General features: G+C 58.3%; 14 protein-coding genes and 1 pseudogene. 6 read left to right on the top strand and 9 right to left on the bottom strand.

Going from position 1 to position 15,283, the window contains the following annotated elements; all coding sequences use genetic code 11:
* Positions 1-54: 54 nt before the first annotated feature.
* Positions 55-993, bottom strand: coding sequence for an MYG1 family protein (locus CHB75_RS06130; RefSeq protein WP_089269659.1), 939 nt, complete (start codon positions 991-993; stop codon positions 55-57).
* Between the two features lie 199 nt (positions 994-1,192).
* On the opposite strand from CHB75_RS06130, the gene CHB75_RS06125 reads away from it, so the two are divergent.
* The gene (locus CHB75_RS06125; RefSeq protein ID WP_089269658.1) at positions 1,193-1,522 is read left to right on the top strand and encodes an arsenate reductase family protein; all 330 of its coding nucleotides are present in this window, start codon (positions 1,193-1,195) and stop codon (positions 1,520-1,522) included.
* Positions 1,523-1,779: 257 nt separating this feature from the next.
* A complete protein-coding gene (locus CHB75_RS06120) occupies positions 1,780-2,607 on the top strand; it encodes an SHOCT domain-containing protein (RefSeq protein ID WP_089269657.1) in 828 nt (275 codons plus the stop codon).
* Positions 2,608-2,619: 12 nt separating this feature from the next.
* Here the strand turns inward: CHB75_RS06120 and CHB75_RS06115 are convergent, their stop codons facing one another.
* From CHB75_RS06115 to CHB75_RS06085, 7 genes are all read right to left on the bottom strand, one after another.
* Positions 2,620-3,633, bottom strand: coding sequence for an ABC transporter ATP-binding protein (locus CHB75_RS06115; protein ID WP_089269656.1), 1,014 nt, complete (start codon positions 3,631-3,633; stop codon positions 2,620-2,622).
* The gene (locus CHB75_RS06110; protein ID WP_089269655.1) at positions 3,633-4,898 is read right to left on the bottom strand and encodes an MGH1-like glycoside hydrolase domain-containing protein; all 1,266 of its coding nucleotides are present in this window, start codon (positions 4,896-4,898) and stop codon (positions 3,633-3,635) included. Before CHB75_RS06110 ends, CHB75_RS06115 begins: the two co-directional genes overlap by 1 nt.
* Positions 4,899-4,903: 5 nt before the next feature.
* Positions 4,904-6,118, bottom strand: a complete 1,215-nt coding sequence (locus CHB75_RS06105; RefSeq protein WP_089269654.1) for a carbohydrate ABC transporter permease — start codon at positions 6,116-6,118, stop codon at positions 4,904-4,906.
* A complete protein-coding gene (locus CHB75_RS06100; protein ID WP_089269653.1) occupies positions 6,115-7,359 on the bottom strand; it encodes a carbohydrate ABC transporter permease in 1,245 nt (414 codons plus the stop codon). The genes CHB75_RS06105 and CHB75_RS06100 overlap by 4 nt, the downstream gene beginning before the upstream one ends.
* A gap of 86 nt (positions 7,360-7,445) precedes the next feature.
* Positions 7,446-8,798, bottom strand: a complete 1,353-nt coding sequence (locus tag CHB75_RS06095) for an ABC transporter substrate-binding protein (protein WP_089269652.1) — start codon at positions 8,796-8,798, stop codon at positions 7,446-7,448.
* Between the two features lie 35 nt (positions 8,799-8,833).
* Positions 8,834-9,922, bottom strand: a complete 1,089-nt coding sequence (locus tag CHB75_RS06090) for a LacI family DNA-binding transcriptional regulator (RefSeq protein WP_089269651.1) — start codon at positions 9,920-9,922, stop codon at positions 8,834-8,836.
* A 321-nt stretch (positions 9,923-10,243) separates the two neighbouring features.
* Complete coding sequence (locus CHB75_RS06085) at positions 10,244-10,864, bottom strand: YitT family protein (RefSeq protein ID WP_089269650.1); 621 nt, start codon at positions 10,862-10,864, stop codon at positions 10,244-10,246.
* A 319-nt stretch (positions 10,865-11,183) separates the two neighbouring features.
* Here CHB75_RS06085 and CHB75_RS06080 point away from each other — a divergent pair, with 319 nt between their 5' ends.
* From CHB75_RS06080 to CHB75_RS22450, 4 genes and pseudogenes are all read left to right on the top strand, one after another.
* On the top strand, positions 11,184-11,816 hold the full coding sequence (locus tag CHB75_RS06080; RefSeq protein ID WP_141135082.1) for a PEP-CTERM sorting domain-containing protein: 633 nt from the start codon (positions 11,184-11,186) through the stop codon (positions 11,814-11,816).
* Between the two features lie 113 nt (positions 11,817-11,929).
* Positions 11,930-12,998 (top strand): annotated as a pseudogene (locus tag CHB75_RS06075) (IS21 family transposase).
* Positions 12,999-13,266: 268 nt separating this feature from the next.
* Positions 13,267-13,473 carry an ATP-binding protein gene (locus CHB75_RS22455; protein ID WP_425439490.1) on the top strand — a complete coding sequence of 69 codons (207 nt, stop codon included), beginning with the start codon at positions 13,267-13,269 and terminating at the stop codon, positions 13,471-13,473.
* A complete protein-coding gene (locus CHB75_RS22450; RefSeq protein ID WP_425439489.1) occupies positions 13,448-13,957 on the top strand; it encodes an ATP-binding protein in 510 nt (169 codons plus the stop codon). Before CHB75_RS22455 ends, CHB75_RS22450 begins: the two co-directional genes overlap by 26 nt.
* 87 nt (positions 13,958-14,044) lie before the next feature.
* On the opposite strand, the gene CHB75_RS06065 is transcribed toward CHB75_RS22450, so the two are convergent.
* A complete protein-coding gene (locus CHB75_RS06065) occupies positions 14,045-15,259 on the bottom strand; it encodes an NADP-dependent isocitrate dehydrogenase (RefSeq protein ID WP_089269648.1) in 1,215 nt (404 codons plus the stop codon).
* Between the last annotated feature and the right edge of the window lie 24 nt (positions 15,260-15,283).

Below are 15,283 nucleotides of genomic sequence, written 5' to 3'. Positions count from 1 at the left end.
GCGCGGCCAACCCGCCTGACAAGGTCTGAGACTGCGTGGAGGTCCCGCTTAGTCTCAGACTGTCGTGGGTTCGCCCTGTTCGACGACTTCTACAGCGATCCGTGCCATTTCCACGATCGCTTCGCGCGTCTTTGCTACTGCGATGAAACGTCCGTTGTGGCAAAAGCTGGCCCCCTTGACGCCGCTTGCCTGCTCAAGCTCTTCGTTGGTGAGGCCAGCCCAAGTCACAGGCAGGTCGGCGCGCTGTTCGAACCCTTCCTCATGGCGGCGGATGCCCGTCAGTGACCAATCCTCGCCGCGCGGATTGATGACAAACAGTAGATGGTCTGCGCCCGCCTTTACCACGGTGGGACGGAACGGCATGCCCATCGGAAGCTCCAGGATACGGCTGTCACCGGCCCGCCGGATCGCTTGCCGCACCATACCTTCGGCGCGCATCTTGGCAGCGATGCGGGCTATACGCGCCTCCACAAAGCTTTGTGCGATCTGGCAGGCTGCGTGAAAGCCTCGATTTTCTGCATCGGGGTCATTATTATCAAAGACCGGTTTCAGCGACTCAAGCAGGGCAGGAAGGGTCATCCCCGCCATCGGACCAGCAACAGACGGGCTGATCGCGCCGTTGTCCAAGAGGTCGATCAGCAGCACAAAGCCCGCGTCGAAACTGGCATGAACAGTATCAAGGTCTTCCGGTGGTACCGACATAAGCCGCAGATAGTCATGGCCAAAATGCTTCCAGATCAGGCCAAAAGAACTGTAAGGCTGCCCGTCTTCACGCAGCGGTGCATCGCGCTGGTGATGGTCAAAGATGAACTGGTCGGGATCGTAATCCCCACCGACATCATAAACGATGCGGTCTGCGCCCGGAGTAATCCATTCTGGCGATCGGCTGCGCACAATCTTTGCGTCGGGAAAAATTCGGCCAAGAACCGCGCTGGACAGCAGTTCATCAGCATGAAAGCCACCAGAGTGGGTGACGAGATAGTTGGGAGTCATAAAAGATACCTTTGGAAAACCATAAGGGTTCGGCAGTCTTTTGCTGATAGCGGGTTGTTCCGAGAAAGATCAACCTTTGATTATTCAGCGCATTACAGGTTTGGGATGATCTGCGCCACATTGTGCGGCGCCCCTGTCCCCTTGTGCCGTTGCGGATTGTTACGATAGCTGAAGGCTTTGCACCTCAGGAGTCCGCGCCATGATCATTTACGGATTGACTACATGCCCCATTTGTCAGAAGGCCCGCAAGGCGCTGGACGCGAACCGAGCGGGCGTCCAGTTTCGCGACGTAAGGTCAGAACCACTGAATCCCGAGGAACTAGCCGAACTCATTTATGAATTTGGTGACAAACTCGTAGATCGCACATCCCATGACTGGCGGGGTCTAAGCGACTGGCTCAAACACTCCGAAGCTGAGGATCAGATCGCCGCACAGCCAAAGGTGATGGCGCGCCCGGTGATCCGGAATGGTGACAAGCTGTATCTTGGCTGGGATGAGGCAGTGCAGGCAACGTTGCTGACCGATTAAGCGCGGAGTTCACCCGCTGTAAAAGTGTGGTCAACTTATCGTTATTTTCTCGCTTTTACAGTTCCGCCGATTTTCTATCGAACCGGCGGAAAGCAGACTGGCAAACAAAAGAAAAGTAGTCTTGATGTAGCCTGCATGTCACGCAGTCCCGGTCAGGTCCAGTGCTCAACAGATCTGCATTGCCGAGCCTGATTTCGGGTAGGCGTAACCGAGTCAGGGTGTTAAGCGCAGGTTGATCGCGGCGCGGAGGCTGACAGATGAGTGACCTGACCGAAGACGGAAAAAAAACTGTGGCAGAACTTGCCATACGTCATGGCATAAGTGCGAATGCAGTCACACACATGCTGCGTGCGGTTGAGGCCGGGCAGGGCACGCAGGCGCAGTTCAACCATCCCGAAGTTGGCGGCATGGGTCAGTGGTCTCTGGGTGGCATGACGATGATAGGCGACATGTTCAACAACGGCCTGAAGGCGCGTGTCGATAGCTTGTGCACGGAACTGTCAGGAATTCTGCGCAACCAAAGTCCTTTCGCCTCATCACAATCTCAAAGCTCGGGTGAGCGCAGTGGACCCGGGTCAAGCCTTTTTGTGCAGAACACAAACGGATGGCCCGCTGAACTGGGGCAGCCAACATCGGTCGGGGCGCAGAACAACATGCGATATGCCTATTTTCCCAGCCAACGCCGACTTGCCATAGATATGGGCGGGCAGATGACCGTTTACGATACCGGCGATCACCAGATCGGGGGCTTTTCTCAGGCGCAAAGTGGTGGGCAAAGTCTGAGCTTTAACAGCCAACACGGTTTGGTGCGGATCTCTGATCTGCGCATTGTGACCGATACAACTGCGGCCGCGCCTGTCGCACCGTCGTCAGTTCCGACATCTCAGGAAGCAGTCGCGATCCAACCGATAGGAAACGCGCCGGAGGCAGCCAAAGCGCCCACTGACAAGACCCTGCCACCTCTAGAAATCAGCGACGACCAGATTTTTTCCCGGATCGAACGGCTGGCCGATCTGTTGGGAAAAGGGATCATCAATCAGGCGGAATTCGATGCCAAGAAGACAGAATTGCTGGCCCGGCTCTGATCGAACCGCGTATTAAATCGCCTTTCCGGCCTCGTTGAAAAAGCGCAGGTTATCGGGTGTGAAGTGCAGGCTGACGTTTTCGCCGGGTTTGAGGTCGGACTTGCCGATCACCCGCACCGTCACCTGACCCGCACCTTCGCAGGCGATGATGACAAATGTGTCGGCGCCCAGGTATTCCAGAACATCCACCACACCATCCAAATGACCTGCGCCGGGGGAAACCAGTTCGATATGTTCCGGACGGATGCCCAGGTGACGAGCCGATACGGGCGCTGCGACCTTGGGCGCGACGCTGACCTCCATCACGTTCATGCGGGGTGATCCGATAAACTGCGCAACAAAAAGGTTCGCGGGGTTCTCGTAAAGATCGCGCGGTGCGCCAACCTGCGCAATACGGCCCGCGTCCAGCACCACAATCCGGTCGGCAAGGGTCATCGCCTCGACCTGATCGTGGGTGACGTAGATCATCGTCGATTTCAACGTCTGGTGCAGCTTGGCGATCTCATAGCGCATCTCGACCCGTAGGGCGGCATCAAGGTTGGACAACGGCTCGTCGAACAGGAACGCCGTGGGGTCGCGCACGATGGATCGCCCGATGGCAACACGCTGACGCTGCCCGCCGGACAGGTCCTTGGGGCGGCGATCAAGGTAGGAATCGAGCTTAAGAACCCGCGCCGCCTCGGACACCTTGGCATCAATTTCAGCCTTGGGCAGGCCTGCGGACTTCAGCGGAAAGCCAACGTTGTCGCGCACCGACATATGTGGATACAGAGCGTAGGACTGGAACACCATGGCAAGGCCCCGCTTGCTGGGCGGTTCGGCCGTCGCATCCCGGTCACCGATCATGATCTGGCCGCGGCTGGTTTCCTCAAGCCCGGCGATCATCCGCAGGAGGGTGGATTTACCACAGCCCGACGGCCCGACAAAGATGATGAATTCGCCTTCTTCTATGTCGAGGTCCACGCCCTTGATCACCTGGACGTTGCCGTACCATTTTTCGACCGATTTCAACTGGATGGAGGACATCAGGCAGCTCCTTTTTCGGTGACGGGTTGCGGATCCTGTCCGGCCCATGTCAGCCAGATCGCGGCAGTCCATGTGAAATCGGCACCACCACAGGGGGTGGCGTCAATCGGATCGAAATATTCGTAGAACCCGTGTTTCCGGATGAGCGCAGCTGTTTCGGCGCGCAGCCGTTCCATCAGGTCGTGATGGCCGGAATCCTCAAGCCCGATGGCGATCAGGGCATTGACCACAGGCCATGTCGGCCCGCGCCAGTATTTGCGTGGGTTAAAGATCGGGGCCTCGGGATCGGCCGAAGGGATGCCGTAGGTAACCTTGTCCCAAGCACGCATCAGCTGCTTGTCGAGCTGTGGATTTCCGGCGCCCGCCAGATAGGCAAGAAAAGCGCCTGAACCCAGGACATTGGCAAAGGCACCGGTCCGCAGATCCCGCGCGTCGTATGCGCCCAGGGCATCGTTCCAGATCAACGGCAAGGAGGCACGCAGGGCGTTGGCCCAGCCTTCAATCTCGCTCACATCTTCGCCCAATTCACGTCCAATTGCAGCCAGATCGTCATGCGCGCGCAGCAGGATAAAGGTGATGCCCGGGTCTGCCATCAGGAAGGGACCTTCGGCCACGATCTTCTCCGGATTCCAGCCGACAGAGACACCGTATTTCACGATGGCAATGTAGCGGTCGTAATCTTCCTTGGTGGGGCGCATTTCGGGATTAACGTGGCCGGTGTCGCGGCGGGTGTATTCTCCCGCACCTGATCCATCGACATTGACCATGCCGATGTCCCAGTCGGGGCAGTTGTCGCGTCCACTTTCCCAGGGGTGGGTGATGGCGGCAGGCCCGTGGGTGCAGCGCGCCTCGTGCCACCAGCGGTGCCATTTCAAAAGCTTCGGGTATAGCGCGGCAATACGTGTCTGACCGGCATCGCGGTCGCTGTCCCAGATGCGCCGCGCCATGCTAGCGGCAACGGGCGGCTGGGTGATCCCGGAGGTCGCCGGTGACTGTCCCGTCTGCCAGACGTCCGGCCCGGGGAAATAGCCCGGATCGGGTTGGTGAAAGATGATATGCGGCACCATGCCGTCATCCCACTGGCTGGCCATAAGCGTGTCGAGTTCATCCCAGGCGCGGGCGTTGTCAAAGGTCGAAAACCCCCAGGCGGCAAAGGCTGAATCCCAGTTCCACTGATAGGGATACAGGCCATGAGTCGGCAGCGTATAGCCGCCCTTGTCGTTGCCGCGCAGGATCGCTTTTGCCTGATCGTCGAGAGAAGTCATGTGGTTCATCCTTTTACGCCGCCTGCGGTCAGGCCTTTGGTCATGAAACGTTCTAGCCCCAGGAACAGGACCATGATCGGAACAGTCGCAATCACCGAACCGGCCATCAGATGCTGACGCGGGATTTCAGATGAGTTGAGCGACGAGATGCCCCGTGTGAGGGTGAATTTGCTGGGATCGTCCAGCAGCATGAAGGCCAGCAGGAATTCGTTCCAGGCGATCATGAAGACATAGAGCGATACCGACGCCATCGCGGGCAGGGACAGCGGCAAGGTGATCTTCCAGATGACCTTCAGGCGGGACAGACCATCCATCAGGCCGGCCTCTTCGATTTCCGCCGGAAGGCCGCGGAAATAACCCTGAAGCATATAGAGCGCGACCGGAATGGTCGTCACCGGATAGATCATGATGATCCCGCTTAAGGAGTTGCGCAGACCGGTCATCGAGAAGGCAATGTAGATCGGCAGCGCAAGAACGATCATCGGCACCATGTAGATCAGCAGGATTGATCGTGAAAACGCGGCGCGGCCGGAAAACCGCAGGCGGGCGACGGCATAGGCACCAGGTACCGCAAACAGCAGGGTGATGAAGACGGTCAGCACCGAGATGAAGAACGAGTTGAGCAGATAGGTGCCAAAGTTGAACTGACGGAATAGTTCGTCATATGAACGGAACAGATCCCAGCCCTGTGACAGATCGATGGTGAAATCCAGCGGGTTCTGGATCAGTTCGGCCTGATTTTTCAGGCTGGTCATCAGCATCACGTAGAACGGAATGACGACGATCGCGGTAAAGAAAATATAGCCGAACCCGGTGAGGAATCGGATCACCGCCCCTTCGAATTCGTGCCGGTTGAGCGGCCCTGCCGGGCAATCGTCGAGGATCACCCAAAGAGAGACCGCCGCACAACCTGCCAGGATCAGCGCGCCGATCAGGACCGGCATCGTGCCCGCATCCGCACCGCTTAGTACCGGGCCAAAGCCCAGATAGGTCACCAGTGCAATGACCACACCCGCCCCGATCTGGGCCGCACGCAGCGCGGGCAGGGTGATGGCGAATGCGCCCAGCCCCGCGCCCCAGATCAGGGAAAACAGTATCGAGGGGCGGAAGGCATCGCCGCTGGCAAAGGACATCGTGACCGCGACCGTCGTGGCCAGCACAAACATCCACAGCGCACCGAGCAGCGGGCCGGTTACATATCCGTGACGCAGAAAATTCATAGCCCTTCCTCCTGGCTGATGAATTTCAGAAAGAAGATCGAAAAGGCCAGCAGGCAGGCAAAGATCACCACCGCCACCGCCGCCCCCGCGCCTATGTTGGACACAGCAAAGGCCTGTTCATAGACATTCACGGTCAGCGTGCGGGTGCCCGCATTACCGCCAGTCAGCAGGAAAATGTCGTCGAATTTGTTGAAGGTCCAGATGAACCGAAGCAGGAAAAGAACCGACAGGATCCCCAGCAGTTGCGGCACGCTAAGGTACCAGAACTGCTGAAAAGGCGACGCGCCGTCCATGTCCGCCGCTTCGTACATGTCGGTATCGATGCTTTGCATCCGGGCAAGGATGAACAGGAAGGACAGCGGGAAGTAACGCCAGATCTCGAACACCGTGACCATGATGAGCGCGAGCGGACGCTGGCCGAAGAAGTTGATCGCCTCGGTCGTGACACCCATCTGGATCAGCAGCGCATTGGCACTGCCCGAAAAGGGATCAAACAGCAGCACCCATGCAAAGGCCACCGCGATCACGGGCGACACATAGGGAAACAGGTAAAGCCCGCGCAGGATGCCCTGACCCCTGAACGATTTGTTCAGCAGCATGGCGGCGAACAGCCCGAACAGCAGCGCACCGACCGTTCCGAAGACCGCATAGAACAGGGTAACCCCAAGAACGCCCCAGAATTCGTCACCATCAAAAATCCGGGCGAAATTCTCAAATGTGAAATTGCCGCTGGTCAGGACATTGACCGCACGGCCCGCTGTGACAGGATCTGTCTGATCCGGCTCAATACCGTTGTCGAGATAGGTCTGATCCACCGTGACGGGGATCATCAGCGTGTCACGAAACCCACCCTCCCAATCGCCCAGATCACAGGCCAGCGCCGTGCCGTCGAGTGTGCAGCGGGGATCGAGTTCTGTCACCGTCAGGCCGTCCGGCAAAGTATCGCTGAAGCTCACCCCCCGGATCGGCTGTTCCTGCGAAGAGTTACGCAGCCGGTAGCGAATGCTTGGCGTGTCGCCGACCGCCTTGTCATCACCACGGAGATCTTCGCGCAAGACAACCTCGGGCGGACGCAGATCGGCAAGGCTGACGGGTTTGAAACTGATCCAGAAGATGGCGAGCAGCGGCAACAACACAACCAGCGAGACCGCAATGATCGTGGGCGACAGCAGGCCCCAGGCCAGCCGGGCTTCACGTCGGGCCAGGGGACCTGTGCCTTTTGGGGGTACAGCATCAGTCATAGCTGGGCATATGCTCCATCTAGATACGGGGACAGTCATGTTCGGGGCAGGGCGGCTCCGGAAAGCCGCCCCCAAAAGCACACGCTTTATTCGACCGAAGCGATAGCGTCGTTCAATGCAGCCACGGTTGCGGCAGCGTCACGCTGATCGTCGATGTATTCGCGCACCAGACGGTTGATCACCTGGCTGTTGATGATCTTGGAGGCCGTGGCAAGTTGGCCGTCAGCCGCGCCCCAACGCTGTGCTGCGTCCAGACCGGCAACGATTTCATCGATCATGGCCGGATCGTAGAGATCCTTCAGCGGCGCCTTGCGGTCAACACCCACATCCAGTGTGGCCCATAGATCCCGGAACTTGTTGGGCTCTTCTGCGGTGCCGCGGCGGGTGGGGAATTTGCCTTCGGGGGCAATGGCAAGGGTCTGCTCGTATCCGTCACCCAGCGAATATTCGACGAATTCCATCGCTGCATCGGTCTGCGCATCCGAGGTGATACCAAAGAAGCGCAGATCGCCCCAGGCCGCGCCATCCGGGTTGGACGGCCCGGCAAAGGTGGTGACGATGCCGGTGGCTGCAGCCAGATCGCGGCTGGTCGGATCGTCGTTGATCGTGGGCGGAGCGGAATCACGCAGGCCGGCCAATTCGTCAAGAATGAAGGGGGACCAGATGATCATCGCCGCATTGCCCGAGAAGTAGAGCGAACGGGACTGATCCCAGAACAGATCGCCCGGAGGCGATGCCTTGGCGATGGCCTTGTAGAATTCCAGCACCTCGATGGTCTTGGCTTCGTCCAGCGGCTGTACGCCGTCCGGTCCGACAGGCGAGACGCCATTGGCAAGGAAGACATGCTCCAGTACCTGGCTCATGAAGTTTTCGTCCACCTTGGTGGCGGCGACAAATCCATACATCTCCGGCGGGTTATGCAGCGCATCGACGGCGGCCAGCACACTGGCATAGGTGGTCGGTGCGGCAAGCCCGGCAGCGTCAAACAGGTCCTTGCGGTAGATGATCATCTGGGTCCAGCCATCGACCGGCACGGCTGCATAGCCATCGTCCATCTGCGCCATCGCCAGCGCGCCGGGTGCAAAGCTGTCACCGCCCAGGTTTTCGATCACGTCAGTGGCGGCGTCCATGTCCAGGATGCCGGCCTCTGCCCAGGGGAGGGAGTATTGCAGCGTGTGATAGATCACGTCAGGCAGGTCGCCAGCCGCATAGGCAGCAGTGGCACGGGTGCCCAGATCATTTTCGGTTACCGGGATCACTTCGACCGTATGGCCGGACTGTGCAGCGAAATCGGCCGCCATCTGCTGCTGACGCGCCAGACGCTCGGGCTGTTCCTCGGTCGTCCAGAAACGCAGATCGTCGGCGCTCGCCGAGATGCCGGACATCACCAGAGCCGTGGCGGCTCCGGTCAGCAGGATGGTTTTTCTGTTTAAGGTCATGGTCGTCCTCCCTTGGGTGTTGTGTAATTGATTCGTTAAAGGTGTTGCGCGATGGTCTGCGCCATCTGCGTTGATGTCTGTGCGGGTGATCCCGCTGATCCCCGGTTCAGAAACTTGGCCTGAACGGTTTCTCTCAGTGCCTCGGGCGCCTCACCCTTGATCCGGCGGATCAGCAATGCGCTCAGTTTTCGGCCCGCCGTGGTGTAATCCACGGCATAGGTCGCGAGGGGCGGCACCACATGGGCACCGTCCTGAATTCCGTCATAGGCGATGACGGAAAGATCCGATCCGATCCGCAGGCCCAGCCGCGCGGCGGTCCGGTATACCCCAAGCGCTGACATATCGACGGCACACAGGATGGCGGTGGGCGGCTGTTGGGTCGACAGGATCGACATGGCTGCGGCGGCCCCGTCATCCATCGTCACGGCGTCCTGCGCCATATGTTGGGGGATCACCGGCAGACCGGCCGCCTCCATCGCGGCAAGATATCCGTTCAGACGCAGCGGCCCGTAGGTATACTGCATACCGCCGTTGATGAATCCGATAGACCGGTGCCCGAGCCCGACCAGATGCCTCACTGCATCCTGCATCGCATCTTCGCCCAGAACGTCGTGCCAGGCACAATCACTTGGGTCAGGGCTACGACCGAACAGCACAAACGGCACCCGTGCGTCCCGCAGCAAGTCGATACGAGGATCATCAACCTGAGTGCGAGGCAGGATAAAACCGTCTACCTTTCGGTCACGGATCATGCTCTGGAACATCTCGAGCGTCGCTTTTGGGCCGTCAGCAGCTGCGATGGTCAGTGTCCAGCCCAGTGCGCTGGCGCCCTGCGACAGGCCGGACAGGAATTCCGCGAGAAAAGGACGCTGCGCATCATGATCGGCCACCTGGATCACCAGACCCAGAGATTTGGATAGGCCGGTCCGGATGGATTGCGCCGAACTGAGCGGCTGGTAACCCATCTTGTCGGCCATGCGGCGCACCCGATTGCGGGTATTTTCGGAAATATCGGGATAATCGTTCAGTGCCCGAGAGACGGTCGATTTTGTCAGACCCAGAGCCTGGGAAACATCCGAAATCCGAACGCGCGCCCGGTTTTGCACAGCTGCCTTCTGATCCATGTGAATGGCCAAATTCCGTCCTCCCACCTATCAAACTGATCACCGAAACCGGTTTCGGCAAGCGTTTTCGCAAATTTTTTCAGTTCGCTCGCGGTGAGCGCGTGCAGGCAGCCAGCGCACGCCGCAATATTCGGCAGGCCCGGGTGGCAGACCGCATTCTTTCGGGAATGCAGTTTACGGGTCTGACTGAGGGGATTGAGTGGGAACCATTTTGGGCACGTCACCATGCCTCTGCCCATCGGTCAGAGGCAACTCTGCCCCGCCGCTAAAATCAAATTGAAACACAACGGCAGATTTCAACCCGCCGAAAATGCGAATGCGTCAGGAGCGGGCGATATAGCGGTCCCGGCGATGGTTGATGGTAATGATCATATTCACGATGACTGCCCCCATCAAAGACCAGGCCACTGTAACCCAAGGAAACAGAAGCAAGGCGAGCGCAAAGACGAAAAGATCGAACAACAACTGCGTATTGCCGGCCTTGAATCCGTTCCTGTCCTGAAGCCAGAGCGCGACGATTCCAACACCGCCCAGAGTGGCACCGTGCCGGAACAGCGACAGCAACCCGATACCGGCGAGGATGCCGAACAGGATCGCACCAATGGCCGGATGCACAGGGTGGATTTTCAGAACATATGGCATGGCGTCTACAAGCGTGGACATAACCGCCACGGCGCAGAAATTCTTGATCGTGAAGCGCCAACCAAGCTGCTTGATCGCCAGCCAGTAGAACGGCAGGTTCAGCACAAAGAAGGTGATGCCAAAGGTCCAGCCCGTCGGGTAGGATAAGATCAGCGCCAGCCCCGCGATCTGCCCGGTGACCAGTTCGGATGCACGTAAGAACTGGATCCCGAGGGCCACCAGTGTACAGCCTATAAGGATACCCTGCACATCTTCGGAAAGAGTGTGGTTCTCGGCGGGGGGGGAATCGAGTAGCAGCATGACCTTGGCAATCGGCTCTTGCCGTGGCCTTGTCAACGACGCTTGCTTAGCAAACGGCCTGGAATTCCACTATGCTCAAAGCTCTGCACGCAAATTCTACAAGTCCGCTGGTGTGACTGACCTGTACAAAGCATGGATCATTTTTATTTTTGTCTCTCTGTCATGTTAATCATATCAACAAATTCGACCTACGGATCGCAAGATATTCCAATCATCCTTTACATTATAAACTGTCTTTTTGTGTGCGTACCAACATTAGCCTTTTTTTTAGCACAATCTCGATGTATATCCGCCTAAATTATATGTGTAGCGAGTCGCCATGAAACTCAGAATTCTCCTCCGTGCTGTTATTGCCTTTATGGCCATACCTGCTTTCTCCCTTTCCGTAGCTGCTTCGACAGTTAACGAAACTTCAGTTTCCGGCGGAGATTTCTCGGGTTTGTACAATGACGCGACTGTTGTCGGGTTCGGATCTGATACCATTGCCGGGACTTGGTACGGCTCGAATGACTACGACTTTCTCGCGTTCACTGGTCTGGCCGAAGGCTCGCAAACCGTGACGCTGACCTTCAGCCCGATCGGGACACAAGATTATAGTTATTCGGCTGGCGGGCATGTTTTCTGGCAGACGACCGCGTTTGATTGGGCATGGCAGGGGACCAGCCTCGGCCAAATTCAGTTTGGGCATTACAACCAGTCGACGCCGCAGACCCTCACTCTCTCGTTGGGTGAAAGCTTTGACGGCACGCTTTATCTTGCGCTGCTCGGAACCAACTCCGGCATCCTGCAATACGCGATTTCTGCCCCGGGTAATGCCCTTGTAAGCCTGCCTGTTTCTGGCGGCGGTGGCCTCGCATCTGCCGTGCCGCTGCCATCCTCAGTTCTTGGGCTTCTGGCCGGTCTGGCGGCGCTTGTGGGTTTCAGGGCCAGACGGCGCCGCCAAATCGCCTGAAGTCAAAGCTGCTGGATGTCACTCAGAACTGACCCAGCAGCAGTCGAAATTTTCACTGAGAACTGACCCATGTGGAACCTTGCCCCTGACGGGATTTGTCGGGGGTTATTGGAGTGATCGACATGGAGTTTTTAAGCGTCATTCGACGTTGGACATTACGGGACAAGATGGCCATTCGCGATATTTTTCGACGGACCGGGCTGTCTCGCAACACCATCAGGAGGTGTCTGCGCGCGGCACCGCTGAGCCCAAGTTCCAGGCAACATCAAGGCCAAGCAAGCTGGCCCCGATGCCGAGAAGCTGCCAGACTGGCTGGTGACGGAGCAGCGCAAGTCGCGCAAGGACCAGCGCACCGCGAATCAGATGCACGCTGATCTGGTTCAGCTTGGCTATGACGGCTCGTATGAGCGGGTCGCAGCCTTCGTGCGGGTATGGAAGAGGGATCGGCAACGTGCGCAGCAGACCACTGACTGCGGCACCGATCTGTCACTGTCGTTTCGCCCGGGCGAGGCATTCCAGTTCGACTGGAGCGAGGACTGGGGTCGCGCACGATCTGCGCGCCTTCGGCATGGCGTCGGCGGCGAGCGCTACTCTTGCCTGCCAGCTTCGCAAACCGGCCAGTCAGTCTGTACATCGACCCTGAGCTGCTGGTGATCGTCATGCTAAAAGCATGCCTGCGGCATGACGCCGAAGGGCACATGATCTGCGAGCATCAGCGCATCATTGAGCGGTCACACCGGCAACCTGGCCGCGTCATCTATGACTGGCGACATTACCTCGCCGTGGTCCAGCGCAAGCCGGGCGCGCCACGCAATGGTGCGCCCTTCGTCGAGATGCCAGAGGCGTTCCGTCAATTGCAGGGGCAGATGCTGCGCAAGCCCGGCGGCGATCGCGAGCCTCCCGGCGATGCATGCATCGCCTGCCAGCCAATGGATGGTCGAGATCCTGTCCTTGGTGCTGCATCATGACGAACAGGACGTGCTGTGCGCCGTGGAAATGGCTCTGGAGGCGGGCGTGCCGACCAAGACCCTTGTGCTCAACCTGCTCCATCGGCTGGTGGATGGCACACCAACCGACCAGCCCGATGTGAAGCCGCCTTCAAGCCTCGCCCTGAAGAAGGAGCCTGAGGCCAACGTTGCAGGCTACGATGGACTGCGGGGAGGCACACGCCATGCGTCATGATCCCGCCCGTTCAATCCTGCGCGCCTATGGCAGGACGCCGCAATTGTCATCATGCTTCGCAACCTGAAGATGCGTCACGCCGAAGGCGTGCTTCCAGCACGACGCATGGCGCAGGCAGTGCATGACCTCATGGAACAGGGCGCGCCTGCATTTGACGCGGCAATCCCGATTCTGTCGCAACTGCTCAAGGCTGAAATGGCCGAACGCGAGGTGCGCTCCAGCCACTGCCCGGCAGTGCATGTTTACATGCACGAGAGGGGCCTATCACATGAAGGCCGCGCGCTTCCCGGCCTACAAGGTCGACTTCGCCGCCAGCGAGGTCAACGAACCCCTCGTGCGCCAACTGCATCGGTGCAAGTTCATGGACGCGGCCGAGAACGTGGTCCTGTTCGGCGGACCCGGAACTGGGAAAAGCCACGTTGCGGTCGTGCTGAAAGCACGCCTTTGGCGTGACATTGGGCATTCAGGCCATTGAGCATCATCGCAAGCGGGTGCGCTACTTCTCGACCGTCGAACTGGTGAATGCGCTGGAACAAGAAAAGGCCCAGGGAAAGGCTGGAAAGATCGCCGAGGCGCTGGTGAAGACCGAATTGGTGATCCTCGACGAGCTCGGCTACCGCCCGTTCAGTGCCTCGGCGGTGCGCTGCTGTTCCATCTTGTCAGCAAACTATACGAGCGCACCAGTGTGGTCATCACCACCAACCTCCGCTTCAGCGAGTGGGCCAGCGTTTTTGGCCCCTCTCGAACATTGCTTTGCAATGCTCTGCCGGGCAGTGGATGCAAAGATGACCACGGCACTCCTCGATCGCCTCACCCATCGCTGCCACATCCTTGAGACTGGTAATGACAGCTATCGGTTCAAAGCCAGCTCCGAGACAGCAAAAAACAATCAGAAGGAGACAGTGGCATTGACCACGTTAGCAACCGGCAGACACAACAAGCTGCCGGGTCAGTTCTGAGTGGAATCCACCAGTCGAAACCATCGTTTCGTGCAACAGCCGACCTGAGGGTCGGCTGTTTTCGTTTCAATGCAGTGGTGCTGCGCTTTATAGCGACAGCACCTTGTTCAGATTCTCATCTACCTTTTCCAAAAAGCCCATGGTGGTCAGCCAGCTCTGATCGGGTCCGACCAACAGGGCGAGATCCTTGGTCATGAAACCGGATTCGACCGTATCCACCACAACCTTTTCCAGCGTGGTTGCAAAGGTCATCAGCTGATCATTGCTGTCCAGTTTGGCCCGATGCTTGAGCCCACCAGTCCAGGCAAAGATCGACGCGATCGAGTTGGTCGAAGTCTCTTCTCCGCGCTGGTGTTGACGATAGTGGCGGGTGACGGTGCCGTGCGCGGCCTCTGCCTCGACGATAGAACCATCCGGCGTCATCAACTGCGAAGTCATCAGTCCAAGCGATCCGAAACCCTGTGCCACAGTGTCAGACTGCACGTCGCCGTCGTAGTTCTTGCAGGCCCAGACAAAACCACCGGACCACTTCATGGCGCTTGCGACCATGTCGTCAATCAGGCGGTGCTCATAGGTGATGCCTTTAGCCTTGAACTTGTCGGCGAACTCTTCCTCGTACACCTTCTGAAAGATGATCATGAACTGACCGTCATACTGTTTGAGGATCGTGTTCTTGGTCGACAAATAGACCGGCCAACCGAGGTTGAGGCCATAGTTCAGCGACGCACGGGCGAAATCCGTGATGGAATCATCAAGGTTGTACATGCCCATGTAAACACCTGACGAAGGTGCCTTGTAGACCTCTTCCTCGATCACGGTGCCGTCGTCGCCGACGAACTTCATCGACAGGGTGCCGGGCCCGGGGAATTTCATGTCTGTTGCGCGATACTGATCCCCAAAGGCGTGGCGGCCGATGACGATAGGCTTTGTCCACCCGGGAACAAGCCGCGGCACGTTCTTGCAGATGATCGGCGCGCGAAAGACGACGCCGCCCAAAATATTGCGGATGGTGCCGTTGGGGCTGCGCCACATCTTCTTTAGGCCGAATTCCTCGACCCGCCCTTCGTCCGGCGTGATGGTCGCGCATTTGACCGCAACGCCGACTTCCTTGGTTCTTTCCGCAGCATCGATGGTGATCTGGTCATCGGTTGCGTCGCGGTTTTCCATGCTCAGGTCATAATAGAGCAGATCCACGTCGAGATAGGGTATGATCAGCTTTTTCTTGATGAAAGCCCAGATGATCCGGGTCATTTCATCCCCGTCCATCTCGACTATGGGGTTCTTTACCTTGATTTTCGACATCTAAGGGCCCTTTCCTAGGCTCGT

The sequence above is a fragment of the Puniceibacterium sediminis genome (assembly GCF_900188035.1).
GTDB lineage: Bacteria > Pseudomonadota > Alphaproteobacteria > Rhodobacterales > Rhodobacteraceae > Puniceibacterium > Puniceibacterium sediminis.
The sequence above is the reverse complement of the archived record's forward strand: the minus strand, read 5'-3'. Positions and strand labels throughout refer to the sequence as shown.